Consider the following 22,072-nt stretch of genomic DNA (forward strand, 5'->3'; position numbering starts at 1 on the left):
GACGACGGGCGGCCCGACATGTTGCCGCACGGCCTAGGCAAACAGCCTGACCCGGTTCATCCCGGACTCCCCCCGGTCGTGTCGACAGCTTGATGTGAGGCGTCTTCCCATGTTCGATCCAGTCATAGCGCCGAGCGGCACCCTGCTCGGTCTGCTGCAGAGGGGCCGCGGCGACGGCACCCTCCACGCGCTCGCCGCGCCACGTGCCGAGGCCCTCGCGGCCCTCAACCACTGCGTTCTCGACGACCCCCGCCACGACTGGCAGGTCGAGAACCGCTCCCTTTACTACGCACGGCTCTACCTGGACCTCCACGGAGGTCTGGAGGAGATCGAGGCGCACCTCTTCGGAGCCGAGGACCACCTCGACACCGAGGAGTCCAGGACCGGGCTCGCGCTCGCCGTCCTCGGTCACCTCGCCTCCTACGGACGCCAGGACGCCCTGTTGCTCCTGCGGCGCTACGCCGCCACCGGGGCCAACTGGGCCTGGGCCCTCGACGAGCTCGCCCTCCGCGACGACGACGCGGGCCTGCGCGCCCTCGCCGGTCCGGTCCTCGCCCGCTTCCCGGCCACCGCCGAGGGCGAGGCCGAGCTCGCCGCCGCCGTCCGGGACGCCTTCGAGCCGCGACCCTGGCGCCTGTGGGCCGAGGACCCCAGGGAGTCCGTCGGCGCCCGGATCAAGGCCGCCGGCGAACAGGGCTCCTTCGACCGCTGGCAGCGTCAGCTCCGCCCCACCGGTCCCCGGCCCGGCTGGAGCGTCCAGGCCGTCCTCGACTGGGCCCAGGAGGGCCACGAGCGCGGCGCCGAACTGCACGGGCCCGCCGCCCGCTGCCTGGTCGCCGTCGCCGGACCCGACGACCGCGACACCATCCTCGGCGCCGCCCGCGGCGGCCCCGACGGCGCCCGCTGCGCCGCCCTGCACTACCTCGCCGAGGCACAGGACCCCGCCGTCCTCGACCTCGTCGAACTCGCCGTCGGCGACGGCTCCCGCACGGTCGCCGACGCCGCCGTGGCCGCCTACCAGCGCATGAGCGGCGAAGCCGCCGTCGACCGCGCCCGCGGCTGGATCCACCGCCCGGACGCGCTCGGCGCGGCCGCGGCCGGCACGCTCGCCTTCCGCGGCGGCCCCCAGGACTCCCCCCTCGTCCTCGGTGCCCTCCGCGAGACGGTCCGGGCCCAGGGCCCCGACGCCCCCGCCCTCTACCCCCTCGTCGACGGCGCCGGACGCCTCGGCATCGTCTGCGCCGCCCCGGTGCTGCGCCACGTCTACCGCGAGACCGCCTCCTCCCAGCTCCGCGGCCGCACCGCCCGCGCCCTCGCCGCCACCGACGCCGGCTTCGCGACCGGATTCGCCGTCGAGTGCCTGTGGGACTGCGAGGAGACCACCCGCGAGCTCGCCGCGCTGCACGCCGAGACGGGTGACGTGCGCGTCGCGGAGCGCCTGCGCCGGCTCGCCGCCGACCCCGCCGAGGAGGCGGAGGTCCAGACGGCCGTGCGCAATCGGATAGGGCCGGACCTCGACCTGCAGGTGTGAGGCCGGACGCGTGACGGGCGATCGCCCGGATCGCGAGATCGGGTGAGTGGTCGACCGGGTGAGTGGGTGAGTGCGGGCGGCCGACCTGGCCGCCCGCGCCCCCGCCCCCGCTCTCTTGCCTAAGCGCGGGGCAGGCCGCCCGGGGGAAGTGCTCATGGGACGTTCCCCGGGTGTCCAGATCCACTTTGACGGGGACACGCCGGGTCCGAGGACAACACGGGTATGCGTGTCGTCATCGTCACCGAGTCCTTCCCGCCCGACGTCAACGGTGTGGCGCACTGCGCCCTGCAGACCGCCCGCCACCTCGTCCGCCGCGGCCACCACCCCCTCGTCGTGGCCCCCGCGGTCCCCGCCGCCGCCCTGAGCCCGGACGCCGACGCGCCCTGCCCCGTCGTCCGCGTCCCCTCCCTGCCGCTCCCCGGCTACCCCCAGGTGCGGGTCGCCCTGCCCAGCCGGCGGGTCGCCGCCGCCATCGCCGCGCACCGGGCCGACATCGTCCACCTGGCGAGCCCCTTCGTCCTCGGCGTGCGCGGCATGACCGCCGCCACCCGGCTCGGGCTCCCCGCCGTCGCGGTCTACCAGACCGACCTCGCCGGATACGCCCGCACCTACCTCAACGCCGGCGAGTCCGCGGCCTGGCGCCGGCTGCGCGCCGTGCACGGCGCCGCCGACCGCACCCTCGCGCCGTCCACCGCGGCCGTCCGCGACCTGGAGGCGCACGGGATCGGACGCGTACGGCTCTGGCGGCGCGGCGTCGACACCGACCGCTTCCGCCCGGAGCTCCGCGACGAGCGCCTGCGCCGCGAACTCGCGCCCGGCGGCGAGACGATCGTCGGCTACGTGGGCCGGCTCGCCCCCGAGAAGCGCGTCGACCTGCTCGCCCGGGCGTGCCGGCTGCCCGGCGTACGGGTCGTGGTCGTCGGCGACGGACCCAGCGGGCCGGGCCTGCGGGACGCGCTGCCCGGGGCCGTCTTCCTCGGCCGCCGTACCGGGACCGACCTCGCCCGGATCTTCGCCTCGCTCGACGTGTTCGCCCACACCGGGCCGTACGAGACCTTCTGCCAGACCGTCCAGGAGGCCATGGCGAGCGGCGTCCCCGTGATCGCCCCCGCCGCCGGCGGGCCGCTCGACCTGGTCACGCACCGCCGCAGCGGGCTCCTCGTGCCGCCCGAGGACCCGGAGGCGCTGTGCGACGCCGTCGCCTCCCTGGCGGCCGCGCCCGCCCTGCGGGCCGCTTACGGCGCGGCGGGACGGGCGGCCGTCGAACGCCGCACCTGGCAGGCCGTCGGGGACGAACTCGTCGGCCACTACCGCGAGGTGCTGCGCGAGCGGACGGCGGTGGCCGCGTGACAGGGACCGAAGGCACCGCCGGGAACGCCGGAGTCGGAGGCGCCGCCGGCACCGCCGGGACCGGAGGCACCATCGGCACCGCTGGCACCGCCGGGACGGCTGGCACTGTCGGCGCCGCTGGCACCGCCGGGACCGCTGGCACCCTCGGCACCGCCGGCACCGCCGGCCCCACGGGCCCCCTGCGGATCGTCCGGCTCGCCAACTTCGTCACCCCGACCTCCGGCGGACTGCGCACCGCCCTCGACCAGCTGGGCCGCGGCTACCGCGCCGCCGGCCACGAACCGGTCCTCGTCGTCCCCGGCGCCGCGGCGAGCGACCGGGAGACCGAGCAGGGCCGGGTGATCACCCTGCCCGGCCCCGAACTCCCCGGCACCGGGGGCTACCGCGTCCTCGCCGACCGGCGCGGCCTGCGCCGCCTCCTGGAGGAGCTCGCCCCCGACCGCCTGGAGGTCTCCGACCGCACCACACTGCGCTGGACAGGGGAGTGGGCGCGCCGGGCCCGGGTGCCGTCCGTGATGGTCTCCCACGAGACCGCCGACGGGGTGCTGCGCACCTGGGGGGTGCCGGGCGCGTTCGCCGGACGGGCCGCCGACCGGCTCAACCGCCGCACCGCGTGGGCCTATTCGAGGATCGTGTGTACGACGGAATGGGCCGAGCGGGAGTTCGTACGGATCGGGGCGCGCAATGTCGTACGGGCCCCGCTGGGCGTCGACCTGAGCCGCTGCCGGCCCGGGCGGCGCAGCACCGTGCTGCGGGCCCGGTACGCGGCCGGCGAGCGGGTGCTGCTCGTCATGTGCTCCCGGCTCTCCGTCGAGAAGCGCCCCGGCACCGCCCTCGACGCCCTCGCGGTGCTGCGCGCCCACGGGGTGCGGGCCGCGCTCGTCGTGGCCGGGGACGGGCCGCTGCGGGGCGCCCTGGAGCGGCGCGCGCGGGACCAGCGGCTCCCGGTGCGCTTCCTCGGTCATGTGGCCGACCGTGAGGCGCTCGCCGACCTCCAGGCGGCGGCCGACGCGTGCCTGGCGCCGGGGCCCGCGGAGACCTTCGGCCTCGCGGCCCTCGAAGCGCTCGCCTGCGGCACGCCCGTCGTGTGCAGCGCCTCTTCCGCGCTCCCCGAGGTCGTCGCGGACGCGGGCGCCTGCGCCGCCGACGACCCCGGCTCCTTCGCCCGGGCCGTACGCACCCTCCTCGACCGGGACGAGGCCCAGCGCCGTGCCACCGCCCGCGCCCGCGCCGAGCTCTTCTCCTGGTCCCGCGCGACCGCCGCCTTCCTCGCGGCCCACGACGCCACGCCGTCGGCCGCCGACGCCGGCACACTCCTGGAGGCCCGCCGATGACCCCCGGCCGGCCCCGACTCGCCGCCCCGTCGCCCACCAGGACGCCCGCCGCGACCGCTGCCGCGACCGCGAGGGCGTCCGCCGCCGCGAGGGCTGCCGGAACCGCGACGGCTTCCGCCGCCGTTCCGGCTTCCGCCCCTGACACCCCGGCCCCGACCACCGCTGCCCCGATCACCGCCGCCCCGGCCACTGTCGCGCCTGCCGCCGTCACCACAGCTGCCGCCGTCACCACAGCTGCCGGCGGCGCCCCGGCTGCCGGTCGCGCCCCGGCCGTCGCCTCCGCCCCGGCCACCGAGCCGGCCCCGGCCACCGACCCCGCCCTTGCCGCCGCGCCCGGCCCGGTCGCCATGCCGGCCTCGGCCGCCCCACCCGCCCCGCCCGCCACCCCCGCCCCAGCCATGCGTCCCGCCTCCGTGTCCCCCTCGTCCGTCGTTCGGTTCGTCGTGCTCGGCGACTCGCTGAGTGAGGGGGTCGGGGACCGGGTCGGGGAGGGGTGGCGGGGGTGGGCCGCGTTGCTCGCCGAGGGGCTGCGACCCGGTGGCGAAGGGCTCGCGTTCACCAATCTCGCCGTCAGCGGCGCGCAGAGCCGGGACGTGGCCGAGACCCAGCTGCCCGCGGCGCTGGCGCTGCGGCCCCAGCTCGCCTCCGTCGTCGTCGGCGTCAACGACACGCTGCGCCGCACCTTCGCCATCGGGCCGTTCGCCCGCCGCCTGGACCGGGTCTGCGCGGAACTCACCGCCGCCGGGTCCGTGCTGCTCACCGCCTGTCTGCCCGACCCGGGGCGGATGCTCGGGCTGCCCGCGCCGCTCGCGCGGCCGCTGGCCCGGCGGCAGCGGGCCGTCAACGCCGTCGTGCACGCCCTGTCCACCCGTTACGGCGCCGTCCACCTCCACCTCGCCGACCCCGCCTGGACGGCCGACCGGTCCCTGTGGAGCGCCGACCGGCTGCACCCCGGAGAACGCGGCCACCGCGCCCTCGCGGTCGCCTTCCACCGGCTCCTCCGGGACCGGGGCCTCGCCCACGGCACGCCCCCTTCCCCGGACCCCGAGCAGCCGGCGCCGACCCGCGCCGACGCCCTGCTGTGGCTCGCCACCGCCGGGACCGCCTGGGTGGTGCGCCGCTGTGGCGACCTGCTGCCCCAGCTGCTCCTGCTCGCCGCCGCCGAGGTCCGCCACTCGGCCGCCGGCAGCCGCGCCCGGCTCGACGCACGCGCCGAACACGCCCTGACCCGGGCCCTCGCGGCCACAATGAGGGAATGACCGGACGCTGGGAGTTCTGGATCGACCGGGGCGGCACCTTCACGGACGTCGTGGGCCGGCGCCCGGACGGGCGGCTCGTCACGCGCAAGCTGCTCTCGCACGACCCCGCCCGTCCGCACGACGCCGCCGTCGCCGGTATCCGGCTCCTCCTGGGGCTCGGCCCGGACGATCCCGTACCCGCCGACCGGATCGCCGTCGTCAAGATGGGCACCACCGTCGCCACCAACGCCCTCCTGGAACGGCGCGGCGAACCCACCGTCCTGCTGATCACCACCGGCTTCCGCGACGCCCTGCGGATCGCGTACCAGAACCGGCCGCGCATCTTCGACCGGCGGATCGTGCTGCCCGAAGCGGTCTACGCGCGCGTGATCGAGGTTCCCGAGCGGCTCGACGCCCACGGCGAGGTCCTCACCCCGCTCGACGAGGACGCCGTCGCCACCGCCCTCGCCGACGCCCACCGCGAGGGGCTCCGCTCCGCCGCCGTCGTCCTCCTGCACGGCTACCGCAACCCCGCCCACGAGAGCCGGGTCGCCGAGCTCGCGCGGGCGGCCGGATTCACACAGGTCAGCTGCTCCCACGAGGTCAGCCCGCTGATCAAGCTGGTCCCGCGGGGGGACACCACCGTCGTGGACGCCTACCTCTCGCCGATCCTGCGCCGGTACGTCGACGAGGTGGCGCGTGAACTCGCCGGAATCCGCCTCATGTTCATGCAGTCCAACGGCGGTCTGCGCGAGGCGGCCCACTTCCGCGGCAAGGACGCCGTCCTGTCCGGGCCCGCGGGCGGCGTCGTCGGCATGGCCCGTACGTCGGAACAGGCCGGCCACGACCGGGTCGTCGGCTTCGACATGGGCGGCACCTCCACCGACGTGTCGCACTACGCGGGCTCCTTCGAGCGGGAGCTCGGCACCCAGGTCGCCGGGGTCCGGATGCGCGCCCCCATGATGAACATCCACACCGTCGCCGCGGGCGGCGGCTCGGTCCTCCACTACGACGGGCAGCGCTACCGCGTCGGCCCCGACTCCGCCGGCGCCGTCCCCGGACCGGCCTGCTACCGCCGCGGCGGCCCGCTGACCGTCACCGACGCCAACGTGATGCTCGGGCGCATCCAGCCGGACCACTTCCCCGCCGTGTTCGGCGAGCACGGCGACCAGCCCCTCGACGCGGACGTCGTCCGCGAGCGCTTCACCGCCCTCGCGGCCGAGATCGGCGGCGACCGCACGCCCGAGCAGGTCGCCGCCGGGTTCCTGGAGATCGCCGTCCTCAACATGGCGAACGCCGTCAAGAAGATCTCCGTCCAGCGCGGCCACGACGTCACCCGTTACGCCCTGACCTGCTTCGGCGGCGCCGGCGGCCAGCACGCGTGCGCCGTCGCCGACGCCCTCGGCGTCGACACCGTGCTCGTACCGCCGCTGGCCGGCGTCCTCTCCGCGTACGGCATCGGCCTGGCCGATGCCACCGCCATGCGCGAGCAGTCCGTCGAGGCCGGGCTCGACGCCCCCGGCGCCGCCGGGCGCGTCACCGGACTCTGCGCCGAACTCGCCGACCGCACCCGCGAGGAGCTGCGCGCCGACGGCCTCCCGGACGACGCGATCACCACCCACGCGCGCGTGCTGCTGCGGTACGCCGGTACCGACGCGAGCCTTCCGGTGCCGCTCGCGGCGCCCGAAGCGATGAGGACCGCGTTCACGGACGCGCACCGGACGCGGTACGGCTTCACCATGGACGCTCCGGTCGTCGTGGAAGCCGTCTCCGTCGAGGCCGTCGGCACCGCGGGAGCGCACGGCCCCGTCACCGTCCCCCATGGTGCTCGGGAAGGCGACCTCGCGCCCCGGGCCACCGTCACGACGTACAGCGGGGGAGAGCCCGTCCCGACCCCGCTGCACCGCCGCGAGGACCTGCGCCCCGGCGACACCGTCACCGGTCCCGCGATCCTCGCCGAGGCCGACGCCACCACCGTCGTCGACCCCGGCTGGGCCGCCACCGCCACCGAGGAGGGACACCTCCGGCTCCACCGGGTCACCCCGCGCCCCGCGCGGACCGCGGCCGGCACCGACGTCGACCCGGTCCTCCTGGAGGTCTTCAACAACCTCTTCATGGCGATCGCCGAACAGATGGGCGTCCGCCTGGAGAACACCGCCCACTCCGTCAACATCAAGGAGCGGCTCGACTTCTCCTGCGCCCTGTTCGACCCCGACGGCAACCTCATCGCCAACGCCCCCCACATCCCCGTCCACCTCGGCTCCATGGGCGAGTCCATCAAGGAGGTGCTCCGCCGCAACGAGGGCGAGCTGCGCCCCGGGGACGTGTACGCCATCAACGACCCGTACCACGGCGGCACCCACCTGCCCGACGTCACCGTCGTCACGCCCGTCTTCGACGACACCGGCACCGACCTGCGCTTCCTCGTCGCCTCCCGCGGCCACCACGCCGAGATCGGCGGCATCACCCCCGGCTCCATGCCCGCCTTCAGCGCCACCGTCCACGAGGAGGGCGTCCTCTTCGACAACTGGCTGCTCGTCCGCGACGGCCGGCTCCGCGAGGCGGAGACCCGGGCCCTGCTCACCGGAGCCCCCCACCCCTCGCGCGACCCCGACACCAACCTCGCCGACCTGCGCGCCCAGATCGCCGCCAACGAGAAGGGCATCGAGGAACTCCGCAGGACCGTGGCCGAGTTCGGCCTCGACGTCGTCCACGCCTACATGCGGCACGTCCGCGCCAACGCCGAGGAGTCCGTGCGCCGGATCGTCGCCCGGCTGCGCGACGGCTCCTACCGCTACGAGACGGACGACGGCGCCGTCGTCCAGGTGGCCGTCCGGGTCGACCGCGAACGGCGCTCCGCCGTCCTCGACTTCACCGGCACCTCGCCGCAGCGGCCCGGCAACACCAACGCGCCCACCTCCGTCGTCATGGCCGCCGTCCTCTACGTCTTCCGCACCCTCGTCGACGACGACATCCCGCTCAACAGCGGCTGCCTGGAACCGCTCGACGTCCGCGTCCCGGCCGGCTCGATGCTCGCCCCGACGTATCCGGCCGCCACCGTCGCCGGCAACGTCGAGACCTCCCAGGCCGTCACCGGCGCCCTCTACGCGGCGCTCGGCGTCCAGGCGGAGGGCTCCGGCACCATGAACAACGTGACCTTCGGCAACGACCGCGTGCAGTACTACGAGACCGTCGCCAGCGGCTCCGGCGCGGGCGAGGGCTTCGCCGGCGCCGACGCCGTCCAGACCCACATGACCAACTCCCGGCTCACCGACCCCGAGATCCTGGAGTGGCGCCACCCGGTCCGCGTCGACTCCTTCGCCGTCCGCGAGGACAGCCGAGGCCGCGGCCGCTGGCCCGGCGGCGGCGGGGTCGAGCGCCGGATCCGCTTCCTGGAGCCCATGACGGTCGCCCTGCTCACCGGCCACCGCCGGGTCCCGCCGTACGGCATGGCGGGCGGCGCCCCGGGCGCGCTCGGCGCCAACTCCGTCGAACGCGCCGACGGCACCGTCGACCACCTGCAGGGTGTCGACAGCACCGACGTCGGCCCCGGTGACGTGCTCGTCGTCCGCACGCCCGGCGGCGGGGGCTACGGCCCGCCGGCCGAGGAGGCCCCGGAGCGGTGAGGCGTCCGGGACTGTCCCGGACAGCGTGACGCCGTTGACCTGCGATTCCGGCGGCAGCAGCGTGGTTCCCGCACCGACCGAGCACCACGACGACGCCCCACGGAGGAGCAGTCCCATGAACCTGCGTCGCACCGCCACCACCGCCGGCACCCTCGCCGCCGCCCTCGCCCTCGGCCTCGCCACGGCCGGCAGCGCCCACGCCGCCTCGGTCAGCCTGAGGTCCGGCAACTCGGCCCGCGGCGGCTACGGCATCGGAACGGTCTCCCTCGACACCGGCACCCACGACGTGACCTTCCTCGCGGTGTGCGACTACGGGACTCCGGACAGCCGGCGCGCCACCGCCGAGATCTGGCGGACCTCGGACCGGGCCTACTACTCCTACGTGGACGCCGAGCACGGCTCCGGCACCTGCAACGACGACGACACCTGGCTCCCGGGCGTGATCCCGGCCGGCACCTACACCCTCCGGGTCTGCGTACGCAACGGCGCCACCGGACCCTTCGAGGCGTGCGCCAGCCGCCAGTTCACCGTCTGACGGACGCCGTGCGCGGTGCCGCGTCAGCGGTACGGCACGAAGCGCACCACCGTCCCCGGCACCGCCTGCGCCGCGGCCGCCAGGTCGGCCTCCCGCACGACGGCCACCACCGGATAGCCGCCGGTCGTCGGATGGTCGGCGAGGAACACCACCGGACGCCCGTCCGGCGGCACCTGCACCGCGCCCAAGGGCATGCCCTCGCTGGGCAGTTCGCCGCCGACGGCCCGCTCGAGGGCCGGTCCCTCGGTGCGCAGGCCGATGCGGTTGGCCGCCGGGGACACCCGCCACGCGCGCGTGCCGAGCGCCCGCAGCGCGGCGGGCGTGAACCAGTCGTCACGCGGCCCGAGCCGGACCCGCAGGACGAGTTCGTCCGGCGGGCCCGGCCACGGGGGAGCGTCGACCGACCCCCGTACGGCCGCGGCCGCTCCCAGCGGCAGCACCGCCCCGTCCACCAGCGGTGCCGGGCCGAGCCCGGACAGCAGGTCGGTGGAACGGCTGCCGAGCACCGGGTCGACGGCGACGCCGCCGCCGAACCCGACGTACGAGCGCAGGCCGCGCACCGCCGCCCCCACCTCCAGGAGTTGCCCCGCCCCGACCCGGACGGGCGTGCCCCAGGCGGCGGGCCGGCCGTCGACCAGGACCGGGCACGGCGCTCCGCCCACGACGACGGTCACCGCGCACCGCGGCCGCACCGCGCATCCGTCGAGCGTGGTCTCCAGGACGGCCGCGCCCTCCGCGTTGCCGAGCAGCCGGTTGACGAGCCGTACGGCGACCGGGTCGAGCGCCCCCGAGCGCGGCACCCCCAGGTGCGCGTGCCCCGCGCGCCCCTGGTCCTGCACGGTCGTGAGCGCCCCGGCCCGTACGACGGCGAAGGCACGGTCGGTCATCGGCCCGCCACCGTGAAACGCACGCGGGTGCCGGGGGAGAGCAGTGCGGCGGGTTCCCGGGCGGTGTCCCAGAGCACCGCGTCCGTCGACCCGATCAGCTGCCAACCGCCCGGCGAGGAGCGCGGATACACCCCCGTGTAAGGCCCGGCGAGCGCGACGGACCCGGCCGGGACCGCCGTGCGCGGAGTGGCCCGGCGCGGCACCTCGTGACGCGGGCCGAGGCCGGTGAGATAGCCGAAGCCCGGCGCAAATCCGCAGAAGGCGACGTGGAACTCGGTCTCCGCGTGGATCCGCACCGCCGCCTCGACCGACACCCCCCACAGGGCGGCGACCTCGGCCAGGTCCGGTCCGTCGTAGCGCACCGGCACCGTCACGGACGCCGCCACGCGCGCGTGGCGCGCGGGCACGTCCCAGGAACGCAGCTCGGACGCCAGCCGGTCCGGAGCGGCCACCCCCTCCAGGAGCACGGTCCGCGCCGCCGGCACGATCTCCCGTAGGGCGGGCAGCGCGCCCTCCGCGCGGCGGCGCAGCAGCTCGGCGTGGAAGGCCTCCGTGGCCTCCCCGCTCTCCAGCTCGACGAGCAGGCCGCGTTCGCCGACCCGGAGCACCCTGCGCGCCCTCATGCGAAGGCCTCCACCCGGACCCCGGTGGACTCCAGCTCGGCCCGCACCCGCCGGGCCAGGTCCACGGCGCCGGGCGTGTCCCCGTGCAGGCACAGCGAGCGGGCCCGCACCGCGACCGACCGTCCGCAGTGGGCGGCGACCACCCCGAACCGGGCCAGGGACACCGAACGCTCCACCACCTCGGCCGGCTCGGTCACCACGGCACCCTCCTCCCCCCGTGGCAGCAGGGTGCCGTCGGCCCGGTAGGCGCGGTCGCCGAACGCCTCGCCGACGACGGGCAGTCCGGCCTTCGCGGCGGCCTCGTGCAGCCGGGAGCCGGGCAGCCCGAGCACGGGCAGCCCCGCCCCCGGCCCGCCGGACGAGGCGAGGAGCACCCCGTCCACGACCGCCGCCGCCTGTTCCTCGTCGCGCACCACGCGGTTGTAGAGCGCGCCGTGCGGCTTCACGTACGCCACCCGGGCCCCGGCCGCCCGGGCGAACACCTCAAGGGCGCCGATCTGGTACGCGACCTCCGCCGCCAGCTCGGCCGCCGGCACGTCCATGGCGCGCCGGCCGAAGCCGGCCAGGTCGCGGTAGGAGACCTGGGCCCCGATCCGTACCCCGCGCTCCGCCGCCAGCTCGCAGACGCGACGCATGGTCGCCGCGTCCCCGGCGTGGAAGCCGCAGGCCACGTTGGCGCTGGTGACCACCGAGAGCAGCTGCTCGTCGTCGGTCAGCGTCCAGCGGCCGAAGCCCTCGCCGAGATCGGCGTTGAGGTCGATCGAGACCCTGGTCATGAGAGGTTTTCCTTCCTTCGTGCGCGAGAGAGGGGCCCGATCGCGGTCAGGCCGGGACGCGGCGGGTGTCGGGAGCGGAGGCCGGGTCCGTCGCGCGGTTCATACGAGCTCCCTCCCGCGGGTCTCGGGCAGGCCGAGCAGGGCGAGGACGGCGAGGCCGTAACCGACCGCGCCGAAGACGAGGGCCCCGCCGACGCCCCAGCCGTCCGCGAGGTAGCCGACCAGGGTCGGGAAGAGCGCTCCCACGGCGCGCCCGGTGTTGTAGGTGAGGCCCTGCCCGGTGCCGCGGACGGCCGTCGGATACAGCTCGGCGAGGAAGGAGCCGAAGCCGCTGAAGATGGCCGACATGCAGAAGCCGAGCGGGAAGCCGAGGACGAGGAGCAGGTCGTTCGCCCCGTCCGGGATGTGGGTGTACGCGAGGACGGCGACGGCGGACAGGACCGCGAAGAGCGCGATGTTCTTCTTCCGGCCGAGCCGGTCGGTGAGGTAGCCGCCGGTCAGGTAGCCGAGGAAGGCGCCGGAGATCAGGAAGGTGAGGTAGCCGCCGGTGCCGACGACGGTCAGCCCGCGCTCGGTCTTCAGATAGGTCGGCACCCAGGTGGCGAGGGTGTAGTAGCCGCCCTGGACGCCCGTCGAGAGCAGCACCGCGAAGAGCGTGGTGCGGAGCAGCGGGCCCTTGAAGACGGCGGTGAACGAGCCGCGGTCGGCGCTCGCGCGCCGTACCTCGCTGGCCCGCGGCGCGTCCTCGACGTTGCGGCGCACGTAGACGACGAGCAGGGCGGGCAGGGCGCCGGTCCAGAACATGACCCGCCACGCCGTGTCGGCGTCGACGAACTGGAAGACGAGCGTGTAGACGATCACGGCGAGCGCCCAGCCGGCGGCCCACGCGCTCTGGATCCCGCCGAGGGTACGGCCCCGGTGCCGGGCCGAGGCGTACTCGGCGACCAGGATCGCCCCGACCGCCCACTCGCCGCCGAAGCCCAGGCCCTGGAGGGCGCGGAACAGCATCAGCGTCTCGTAGTTCGGCGCGAAGCCGCACAGCACGGTGAACAGCGCGTAGGTGACGACCGTGATCATCAGGGCCCGTACCCGCCCGATGCGGTCGGCCAGGATGCCGGCGAGCGCGCCGCCGACGGCGGAGACGACCAGCGTGACGGTGGTCAGGAGGCCGGTCTGTCCCTTGTCGAGACCGAAGAAGGCGGCGATGGCCACCATCGACAGCGGCAGCGTGAAGAAATCGTATGAATCCAGGGCATAGCCGCCGAAGGCGCCGCCGAAGGCGCGCCTGCCACGCGGTCCGAGGGCGCGCAACCAGGCGAACGCGCCGGTGTCGTCCGGACGTTCGCCGAGGGACTGCCGCGGAGTCTGGGTCGTGCTCATCTGCACCTCGCAGAGGGGAGGGGAGGGTGCCGGAGAGACGTGCTGACGGGCTGTGCGGTGTCGTTCAATGTAGGGATCGTTCAACGATCCGACAAGCCTCGCGGAGGCTCGTCCTTGTCTCGGCGGGGGTCCTGCGATTGACTCGGCCGCGAACGACGGAGGGAACGAGGCACGATGGACGCAATCGGCGGACTCGCGGACGACCGCGCCCTGCTGGGCCGCACGAGCACGGCGGAACGGGTCGCCGACATCCTGCGCACCCGGATCGCCGAGGGCTTCTTCCCGCCCGGGACCCGCCTCTCCGAGGACAGCATCGGCGGCGCGCTCGGGGTGTCCCGCAACACCCTCCGCGAGGCTTTCCGGCTGCTCACCCACGAGCGGCTGCTCGTCCACCGGCTCAACCGGGGCGTGTTCGTGCGCGTCCTCGCCGTCGACGACGTGCTCGACCTCTACCGCACCCGCCGGCTCGTCGAATGCGCCGTCGTCCGGGGGCTGGGCGAGCCGCCGTTCCCCGTCGACGGGCTCGCCGCCGCCGTCGCCGAGGGCGAGCGGGCCGCGGCGGGCGAGGACTGGAAGGGCGTCTCGACCGCCAACATCCACTTCCACCGCGAGCTGGTCGCCCTGGCCGGCAGCGCCCGCACCGACGAGCTCATGCGCGGCGTGCTCGCCGAACTCCGCCTCGCCTTCCACATCGTGGACGACCCGCGCGGTCTCCATGAGCCTTATCTCCTGCGAAACCGGGAGATTCTGGACGCCCTGCGCGCGGGCGACCGGGACCGGGCCGAGCACCTCCTCGGCCGCTACCTCGACGACTCCCGCTCCCGCATCGGCGAGGCGTACGCGAAGGCGGTCGACGGGGGCGAATAGGCGGGGGCGCATAAGCGCCGTTTCGACCGTTGTCTGTGCGAGGACCTAATCTGTGCACCGTGACTTCGCCTGCCTCGACGGACCTCGCTCCGCCCCAGCTCAGCGCGGGGCCGCGCCCCGCGCAGGGCCCGGCCGCCGACGAAGGGCTCGCGCGGCGGCTCCGCGCGCTCGCGTGCACCGCCCCGCTGCACGACCTGGACACGCGCAAGGCGAACCTGGCGGGCGAGTACTCGGTCTACGCGATGGCCGAGGTGGCGCTCGCCGCGATCGACCTGGTCACCCTCAACATGGACTTCGACACCGGAGCCGACAGCGAGCAGATAATCGCCCGCCTGCTGCCCCGCGTCGCCGCCCAGGCCCCGGAGCGCCCCGCCGCCGAGCACGAGCGGGTGGCCCGCTGGGTCCTGGAGAACCTGATCAACGTCGGCAGCGTCGACCGCGGCTTCCGCGCCGTCTACGGCACGTTCGGCGCCGACGGCGTCTACACGCGGCGCGACTACGACTTCAAACTCATCGAAGAGGTCCCCGGCTACGGCGGCGGGGTCTATCTGCGCACCACCGACGAGGCCGTCAACGTGCTGGTCGGCGCGCTCGACACCGACGTCACCAGCGCCCAGATCGCCGCCGAGGTGAAGCTGGAGGTCCTGATCAGCCGGGGCCGCCTGGCCGACGCGCAGCTCGCGGCCGAGCAGGCCCGCTACCGGACCGTGCAGTACGCCGAGACCCTGCGCAGGACCCTGGAGGCCACCCGGCGCAACGTCCGGGCGGTCGACTGGCTCAACGCCGTGCCGGACATGATCGCCGAAGCGCTCGACCACGTGGCCGACCGCTACCGCCACGAGAACGCGATCCTCACCAACATCCGCAAGGCCCGCGACGAGGCCGAGGACCACGAGCACAAGCGCCGGGCCGCCGAGCTCGTGGACATCGTCAAGGACTGCATCCGGCGGCACACCCAGCTTCAGTCCCGCCTCCTGGAGGCCGGCCCGCTGTTCCGCGCCGAGCAGGACCGACAGGCCTTCGCGGCCCCCACCGCGTACACGGGTCTCGACCTGTACGGGCAGCTGGTCGCGCCCATCCTGCCGCTCCCCGTCGAGCAGGCCGGCAAGGTCACCGACGCCTTCTTCGCCCACGGCACCGGACTGCGCACCCCCGCCTCCGTCCGCGTCGGCGACCTCGTCGACCTGCTGCTCACCCCGCCCGTGGAGCGCCAGCACCTCGGCGCGGAGATGCCCGAGCCGGACCTGATCGCCACTCCCGACGACAGCCGCTTCAGCGAGGAGCAGCTGGCGAGCGCCATGGAGCTGCTAGACCTGGAGCACGACGCCCCGCGCCGCCTCTCCGGCCTCCTCGCCGACGCCCGCCGCCGCGACCCGGACCTGCCGTACCTGGTCGCCCTCCTCGCGGTCCACGCCGCGAGCCCGCCGGTCGGCACCGCGTACCGCCAGGGCGAGGAGCGCCTGCTCTTCGCCGTCGACGACGGCACGACCCTCGACGACCCGGAGTTCGGCGGCGCCGACCTCATCGTCGGTACGGCCCTCCTGGACGCCGTGGGCATGGCCGCCGACCGTACGGAGGCCACGTGACCGCCCCGTCCACGGAAGACGAGGCCTCGCTCGAGGCTTCCACCGAGGCCTCGATCGAGGTCTTCATCGAGACCGCCACCGGTGCCTCCACCGAGGTCTCCATCGAGGCGTCGATCGAGGCATTCGTCGATACCGCCACCGCGACCTCCGACAAGGCAGCCCCCGAGGCCGACACCGTGCCGGCCCCCGCACCCGCCACCGCCCCCCACAGCGGCGGCGAGCGGGCCCCCGGTCCCCGCGTCGCGCACGTCGTCGTCGCGCGCCCGGTGGTGGAGGGGCGGGAGTCCGGACCCGACGGGCCTCGGGTGCGGGCGGTGCCCCTGGCCGGCGGACCCGTGGCGGAGCCCGCACCGCGGCCGTTCGTCCGGCCCGTGCCCCTGCCGCGCGGGAAGCGGCGGGGCGCCCCGGAGCCCGCGCCCGTGCCGCCGCCCGTCACCGTCACGCCCGTCCGCCTCCCCCTGCCCCGACCCGCGTCACCGAACCGCCGTACCGAGGAGCCCCAGCCGTGAGCGAACACCACGTCGAGCACACCGACGCGTGGAGCGAGCCGGAGGCCCCGCAGACGCCGGCCGCGAGCGGCGCCGTGACGCCCGCCGACGCGGCCGACGCCGCCCGGCTGGTCTCCTTCGGGCTCCAGCCCAAGCTGCTGCCCGCCCGTGACGCCGAGTACGCCGAGCTGCTCCGCCGCTACCGCGAGGACCCCGCCTTCGCGCGCCTCGCCGACGCCGTCGCCACCGGCCTCGGCCTCGTCGTCCTGGAGGTCTCCCCGCGCGCCGGCATGGCCGTCACCGCCGGCGAGGACTCCGTCTTCGCCGTCCGGATGGGCGACTACGCCCGCCGGGCCTCCACCGACTCCGCCGACCGCTTCCTGCACGGCCTGGCCCACCTGGCCGTGGCCGCGATGGCCTTCCCCCGCCCCGAGGACCTCGCCGACGACGGCTACATCGGCCGGCTCACGGTCAACGGCGTCGACGCCTTCGTCCGCCAGGCCTGCCGCCGCCTGGAAGAGCGCGCCGAGCAGCAGGGCGAGAACACCGACCCGGCCACCGACGCCCCCGGCCTGGAGGCCGCCTGGCGGATCTACGCCCGCCGCAGCGCCACCGGCGCCACCAAGGACGCCCGCCGCCTGGCCGGCTCCACCACCGGCATCGTCGGCAAGGCCGTCGCCTTCCTCACCGACTCCGGCTTCCTGCAGCGCACCGGCGACGAGTCCGGCGGCTCCTACCGCACCACCGCCCGCTACCAGCTCCAGGTCCGCGACATGGCCGGCAGCGCGGCCCTGGCCGAGCTCCTCGAACTGGGCGTCGTACCCGTCAGCGACGGCTCCGCGACCCTCCTGCCGCCGCCCGAGGGCGACGACCTGGAGATCGCCGCCGACGCCGGCCTGCCCTTCCACGCCTGATCACGACGCCCGCTCCACGCCGCCCGATCCACGAACGACACGACGAGAGTCCGCCGCATGTACGAGCTGTCCCGGGTCCGCCTCTACTCCATCGGTCCGGCCGGTGCCCGCTACGCCGACACCGTCCTGGACCTGCGCGGAGTCGGCGCGCCCGTGCCGCACCCCGCTCCCACCCAGGCGGAGTTCTTCGAGGAGGAGCCGGTCGGTCCGCCGCGCCGCCCCGCCCCCGCCGGCGTGCTCTTCCTGGAGAACGGCGGCGGCAAGTCCGTCCTGCTCAAGCTGATCTTCTCGGTCATGCTCCCGGGCCACCGCAACACCCTCGGCGGCGCCAGCTCCGGCGTGCTCCGCAAGTTCCTGCTCGCCGACGACTGCGGCCACGTCGCCCTGGAGTGGCAGCACACCCTCACCGGTGAACTCGTCGTCGTCGGCAAGGCCAGCGAGTGGCGCGGCCGCCAGGTCTCCAACGACCCCCGGAAGTTCGCCGAGGCCTGGTACTCCTTCCGGCCCGGCCCCGGGCTCAGCCTCGACAACCTGCCGGTCGCCGAGGCCACCTCCGTCCGCCCGCCCGTCGAGGGCGCCTCCGGCGCCACCGGCCGCCGCCGCACGATGAAGGGCTTCCGCGACGCCCTGACCGAGGCCGGCAAGGCCTACCCGCACCTGGAGGTCTACTGGGAGGAGATCCACGACCGCTGGAACGAGCACCTCGGCGACCTCGGGCTCGACCCCGAACTCTTCCGGTACCAGCGGGAGATGAACGCCGACGAGGGCGAGGCCGCCGGTCTCTTCGCGGTCAAGAAGGACTCCGACTTCACCGACCTGCTGCTGCGTGCCGTCACCGACACCCGCGACACCGACGGCCTCGCCGACCTGGTCAGCGGCTTCGGCAACAAGCTCGGCCGCCGCGCCGAGCTCACCGCCGAACGCGACTTCACCGCCGGCTCCGTCGACCTGCTCACCCGCATCGTCGAGGCCGCCGACACCCGCGCCCGGGCCCGGGACGTGCACGCCGGAGCCGAGCGCCGCACCCGCACCCTCGCCCGCCGGCTCTCCGCCCGCGCCGCCGAGGAGCGCGGCCGCGCCGCCGAGCTGGCCCAGCAGGTCACCCACGCCTCCCACGCCGTCGCCGACGCCGAGACCGCCCGCGGCCGCAGCGCCCTCATCGCCGCCGAACTCGCCTTCCGGCACGCCTCGCTGGCCCTGACCGCGGCCGAGAAGGGCGCCGCCGCCCAGCGGCGTGAGCTCACCGACGCCCGTACCCTGCACGCCGCCTGGCAGGCCGCCGAGTCCGTGCTCCGCCACCGCGCCGCGAGCGACCGCTCCGCGCGGGTCGCCGCCGCCATCCGCGAGGCCGAGCGGGACGCCGCCCCGGCGCTCGCCGCCCGCGCCAAGGCCGCCGCCGACCTCGTACGGGCCCTGGCCGCCGCCGCCGAGGAGGGCGAACGGCACGCCGCCGAGGAGGAGGAGCGCTCCGCCGCCCTCCAGGAGGTCGGCGAGGCCGCCCACCGCGACGCCACCGCCGCCGCGACCGACGCCCAGCGTGCCCGCAGCGAGGCCGGCCACCTGCGGCAGCGGCTCGCCGAGGTCGAGCAGGAGACGGCCGAGGCCGTCCGGGCCGGCTGGCTCGACGACTCCGCCCCCGACGCCGACCCGGCCCGCGCCGCGCTCGCCGCGGCGGACGCCGAGAAGACCACGGTCGCCGCCTGGGACGCGGCCCGCGAAGTGGCCCGTACGGCCACCGAGCGCGCCCGCGAGGCCGCCGCCGCCGAGTCCCGCGCCGAACTGGCCGCCGCCCGCGCCTCCGACGCCGCCGACGCCGCCGAGCACGCCTACGAGGCCGAGCGCCGCGCCGCCGAGTCGCTCGCCGCCGATCCGCGCCTGGCCGAACTGCTCTCGCTGCCCAGCGCCCCGACCGCCCCGCTGCCCGGTCAGCGCTCCGGCGCCTCGGGCGACGCCGCCGGCACCGGCCGCCGCCCCGGCGCCGCCGACGGAGTGGAGGCGGACGCCCCCGGCGCCGCCTTCGGTCCCGGCTCCGACCCGGCCGGCACCGGCACCCCCCAGGGCCCCCTCACCGTCACCGACTTCGACCGCTACGCCGACGAACTGCGCGGGCTGCTCGACCGGTCCATCGCCTCCGCCGAACGCCAGCTCTTCGACCTGCGCACCGCGGCGGCCGACGACAACCGGATCCTCGGCGCCCTCGGCGACGGCGGCCTGCTGCCGCCGGGACCCGACGTGCTCGCCACCGTCGAGTACCTGGGCGAGCACGGCATCCCGGCCCTCCCCGGCTGGCGCTACCTCGCCCAGGCCGTCGACCCGGCCGACCACGCCGCCGTCCTCGCCGCCCGCCCCGAGCTGGTCGACGGCGTCGTGATCACCGACCCCGTCTCGTACACCCGCGCCCGCGAGGTGCTCGGCGGCGCCGCCCTGCTGCCCCGCTCCACCGTGGCCGTCGGCACCGCCGCCGCCCTGCTCGCGCCGGTGCCCGCGGCCGGGACCGGCCAGGACACGGACGTCTTCCTCGTCCCGCCGAACCCGGCCATGCACGACGAGCACGCCGCCGACGAGGAGCGTCAGGCGCTGCGCGCCCGCGCCGCCGTCCGCGACGAGGAGATCCGCACCCTCGCCGCCCGGCTCACCGGCGACCGCTCCCTCGCCGCCCGGATCGGCGCCTGGCGCGCCGACTGCCCGCCCGGCATGCTCACCGAACTCGCCGCCGTCGCCGCCTCCGCGCGCACCGCCGCCGAGGCCGCGGTCACCGCCCTCACCGAGGCCCGTACGGTACGGGCCGAGGCCGACGAGGCCGCCGCCGACGCCGTCCGGGTGCGCGACGAGCGCCAGGAGGCCGCCCAGCGCGCCCGCCGCGCCGCCGACGCCCTCGCAGGCCTCGCCTTCCGGCTGCGCGAGCGCTCCGCCTGGCAGGCCAAGCTGCGCGAACTCGCCGACGACGCCGCCGAGTCCGAGGCCCGCGCCCAGACCTGCCTGGAGCGCGCCCGGGCCGCCGACGAGGACCGCCGCGCCGCCCAGCGCGCCGCCGACGACGCCCACCGCACCGCCCGCGCGCTGCGCGCGGAGCGCGCCGAGATCGCCGGCGCCCCCGAGAACCTCCCGGAGGAGGACCCCGACGCGCCGCGCGCCGCGCTTCCCACCCTCCGCGAGGCCTACCGGGCCGCCTCCCAGGTGTACGAGAAGGTCGGCGTCGGCGCCGACCTGCGCGCCGAGCAGGCCCGGGCCGAGAGCGACGAGTCCGCCGCGCTCGCCGAGCTCGACCGGCTCACCAACAAGGTCCGCACCCGCGCCGAGCAGCTCCTGGAGTCCACCGACGGCGCCGACGGCCCGTCCCGCCAGGCCGCCGCCGCCCGTGCCGAGGCCCTGGTCCAGAAGCTGGAGTCGCGCGCCTCCGAGGCGAGCGAGAAGCTGGGCCGGCTCCGCGGCGAGGCCGAGCGGCTCGCCCCCGAGGACGGCGAGGAGCACACCGAGCTCCCCGAGGAGCTGATCCCGGCCGACGCCGAGCACGCGCAGGCCCTGCTCCGTACCGCCACCGGCGAACTCGCCTCCCGCACCGACGCCCTGGAGGCGGCGCGGGCCGCCCACGCCGGGCTGCTGCAGGCCCACCGGGCCGCCGAGGACGCCGCCGGCGGCTTCGAGGAGGCCGCGGCCCTCCTGCGCGACCTGCTCCGGGACCACGCGGACGAGGAGCAGGAGCAGCCCGAGCCGTACCCCGGCCCGCTGGCCGAGGCCCGGAACTCGGCCGCGGAGGCCCGGCGTTCGCTGCGCGCCTGCGCCGCCGAACTGTCGGCCGCCGACGCAGCCGTACGCGAGGCCGGCGACATCCTCGTACGGCACGCCAACGCGACCCGCTTCGAGCAGGTGCGCACCCCGGCCCGGCAGCAGATCCGAGAACTGCCCGCCGCGGCCCTGCCGGAGCACGCCGCCAAGTGGGCCGAGGCGTTCGCGCCGCGGCTGCGCGTGCTCACCGACGAGCTGGCGCAGCTGGAGCGCAACCGCGACTCGATCGTGGACCGGCTGCGCGGCCTCGTGGAGTCCGCGCTCGCCACCCTGCGCTCGGCCCAGCGGCTCTCGCGGCTGCCCGAGGACCTGGGGGAGTGGTCCGGTCAGGAGTTCCTGCGCATCCGCTTCGAGGAGCCGGACCAGGCCACGCTGACCGAGCGGCTCGGCGAGGTCATCGACGAGGCGACCCGCGCAGCCGTGCGGAAGAACTCCGACCTGCGCCGGGACGGCATGTCCCTGCTGCTCCGCGGTGTCCAGGCCGCCCTCGAACCGAAGGGCGTCGCCGTGGAGATCCTCAAGCCGGACGCGGTGCTGCGCGCCGAGCGGGTCCCGGTCGGACAGATGGGCGACGTCTTCTCCGGCGGCCAGCTGCTCACCGCCGCCATCGCCCTCTACTGCACGATGGCCGCGCTGCGCTCCAACGACCGGGGCCGCGACAAGCACCGCCACGCGGGCACGCTGTTCCTCGACAACCCGATCGGCCGCGCCAACGCCACCTACCTGCTGGAGCTCCAGCGGGCCGTCTCGGACGCGCTGGGCGTCCAGCTGCTGTACACCACGGGTCTGTTCGACACGACCGCGCTCGCCGAGTTCCCGCTGGTCATCCGGCTGCGCAACGACGCCGACCTCCGGGCGGGTCTGAAGTACATCAGCGTGGAGGAGCACCTGCGCCCGGGCCTGCCGCAGCCGAGCGCGGAGGGCGAGACGATCCACGGGGAGATCACGGCGACGCGCATGTTCCGCCGCACGCCCGTCGAGGCGGCGGCGGGGGCGACCGCCGCGGAGTGACGGCGGCGGAGACGTCCGCCGAGGAACGAGGCATGACGAAGGGCGTGGGCCCGGTCCCCCCGGGGGGACCGGGCCCCCCCCCATAGGGACGAACGCGCCGGCCGCCTCCCGGGCCGGCCACCCGTGCACCCCGGGCTTCT

General features: G+C 76.1%; 15 protein-coding genes. 11 read left to right on the plus strand and 4 right to left on the minus strand.

The window, feature by feature from the left end:
• Positions 1-109 precede the first annotated feature (109 nt).
• From ACIGXE_RS34370 to ACIGXE_RS34395, 6 genes are all read left to right on the plus strand, one after another.
• Complete coding sequence (locus ACIGXE_RS34370) at positions 110-1,531, plus strand: HEAT repeat domain-containing protein (RefSeq protein ID WP_399753818.1); 1,422 nt, start codon at positions 110-112, stop codon at positions 1,529-1,531.
• 222 nt (positions 1,532-1,753) lie between these two features.
• Complete coding sequence (locus ACIGXE_RS34375) at positions 1,754-2,881, plus strand: glycosyltransferase family 4 protein (RefSeq protein WP_399753820.1); 1,128 nt, start codon at positions 1,754-1,756, stop codon at positions 2,879-2,881.
• A gap of 179 nt (positions 2,882-3,060) precedes the next feature.
• Positions 3,061-4,215: a glycosyltransferase gene (locus ACIGXE_RS34380; protein WP_399753874.1), complete on the plus strand. Its 1,155-nt coding sequence runs from the start codon at positions 3,061-3,063 to the stop codon at positions 4,213-4,215.
• A 398-nt stretch (positions 4,216-4,613) separates the two neighbouring features.
• Positions 4,614-5,474, plus strand: coding sequence for an SGNH/GDSL hydrolase family protein (locus ACIGXE_RS34385; protein WP_399753875.1), 861 nt, complete (start codon positions 4,614-4,616; stop codon positions 5,472-5,474).
• Complete coding sequence (locus ACIGXE_RS34390; RefSeq protein WP_399753822.1) at positions 5,471-9,079, plus strand: hydantoinase B/oxoprolinase family protein; 3,609 nt, start codon at positions 5,471-5,473, stop codon at positions 9,077-9,079. The genes ACIGXE_RS34385 and ACIGXE_RS34390 overlap by 4 nt, the downstream gene beginning before the upstream one ends.
• 115 nt (positions 9,080-9,194) lie before the next feature.
• A complete protein-coding gene (locus ACIGXE_RS34395) occupies positions 9,195-9,614 on the plus strand; it encodes a hypothetical protein (protein WP_399753824.1) in 420 nt (139 codons plus the stop codon).
• A gap of 23 nt (positions 9,615-9,637) precedes the next feature.
• Here the strand turns inward: ACIGXE_RS34395 and ACIGXE_RS34400 are convergent, their stop codons facing one another.
• From ACIGXE_RS34400 to ACIGXE_RS34415, 4 genes are all read right to left on the minus strand, one after another.
• Positions 9,638-10,501, minus strand: a complete 864-nt coding sequence (locus ACIGXE_RS34400; protein WP_399753826.1) for a biotin-dependent carboxyltransferase family protein — start codon at positions 10,499-10,501, stop codon at positions 9,638-9,640.
• Positions 10,498-11,124: an allophanate hydrolase subunit 1 gene (locus ACIGXE_RS34405; protein ID WP_399753828.1), complete on the minus strand. Its 627-nt coding sequence runs from the start codon at positions 11,122-11,124 to the stop codon at positions 10,498-10,500. The genes ACIGXE_RS34400 and ACIGXE_RS34405 overlap by 4 nt, the downstream gene beginning before the upstream one ends.
• Positions 11,121-11,900 (minus strand): LamB/YcsF family protein, encoded by a 780-nt coding sequence (locus ACIGXE_RS34410; RefSeq protein WP_399753830.1) that lies wholly within the window; start codon positions 11,898-11,900, stop codon positions 11,121-11,123. The genes ACIGXE_RS34405 and ACIGXE_RS34410 overlap by 4 nt, the downstream gene beginning before the upstream one ends.
• Before the next feature lie 99 nt (positions 11,901-11,999).
• A complete protein-coding gene (locus ACIGXE_RS34415) occupies positions 12,000-13,280 on the minus strand; it encodes an MFS transporter (protein WP_399753832.1) in 1,281 nt (426 codons plus the stop codon).
• Between the two features lie 174 nt (positions 13,281-13,454).
• On the opposite strand from ACIGXE_RS34415, the gene ACIGXE_RS34420 reads away from it, so the two are divergent.
• From ACIGXE_RS34420 to ACIGXE_RS34440, 5 genes are read left to right on the plus strand one after another with little or no spacing between them, the layout of a single operon-like run.
• On the plus strand, positions 13,455-14,147 hold the full coding sequence (locus tag ACIGXE_RS34420; RefSeq protein WP_399753834.1) for a GntR family transcriptional regulator: 693 nt from the start codon (positions 13,455-13,457) through the stop codon (positions 14,145-14,147).
• A gap of 59 nt (positions 14,148-14,206) precedes the next feature.
• On the plus strand, positions 14,207-15,733 hold the full coding sequence (locus tag ACIGXE_RS34425) for a hypothetical protein (RefSeq protein WP_399753836.1): 1,527 nt from the start codon (positions 14,207-14,209) through the stop codon (positions 15,731-15,733).
• On the plus strand, positions 15,730-16,242 hold the full coding sequence (locus ACIGXE_RS34430; RefSeq protein ID WP_399753838.1) for a hypothetical protein: 513 nt from the start codon (positions 15,730-15,732) through the stop codon (positions 16,240-16,242). The genes ACIGXE_RS34425 and ACIGXE_RS34430 overlap by 4 nt, the downstream gene beginning before the upstream one ends.
• Positions 16,239-17,135 (plus strand): hypothetical protein, encoded by an 897-nt coding sequence (locus tag ACIGXE_RS34435; protein WP_399753840.1) that lies wholly within the window; start codon positions 16,239-16,241, stop codon positions 17,133-17,135. Before ACIGXE_RS34430 ends, ACIGXE_RS34435 begins: the two co-directional genes overlap by 4 nt.
• 57 nt (positions 17,136-17,192) lie before the next feature.
• Positions 17,193-21,932, plus strand: coding sequence for a hypothetical protein (locus tag ACIGXE_RS34440; protein ID WP_399753842.1), 4,740 nt, complete (start codon positions 17,193-17,195; stop codon positions 21,930-21,932).
• Positions 21,933-22,072 lie beyond the last annotated feature (140 nt).

Origin of the sequence: Streptomyces sp. NPDC053431, from assembly GCF_044544925.1 — a bacterium.
GTDB lineage: Bacteria > Actinomycetota > Actinomycetes > Streptomycetales > Streptomycetaceae > Streptomyces.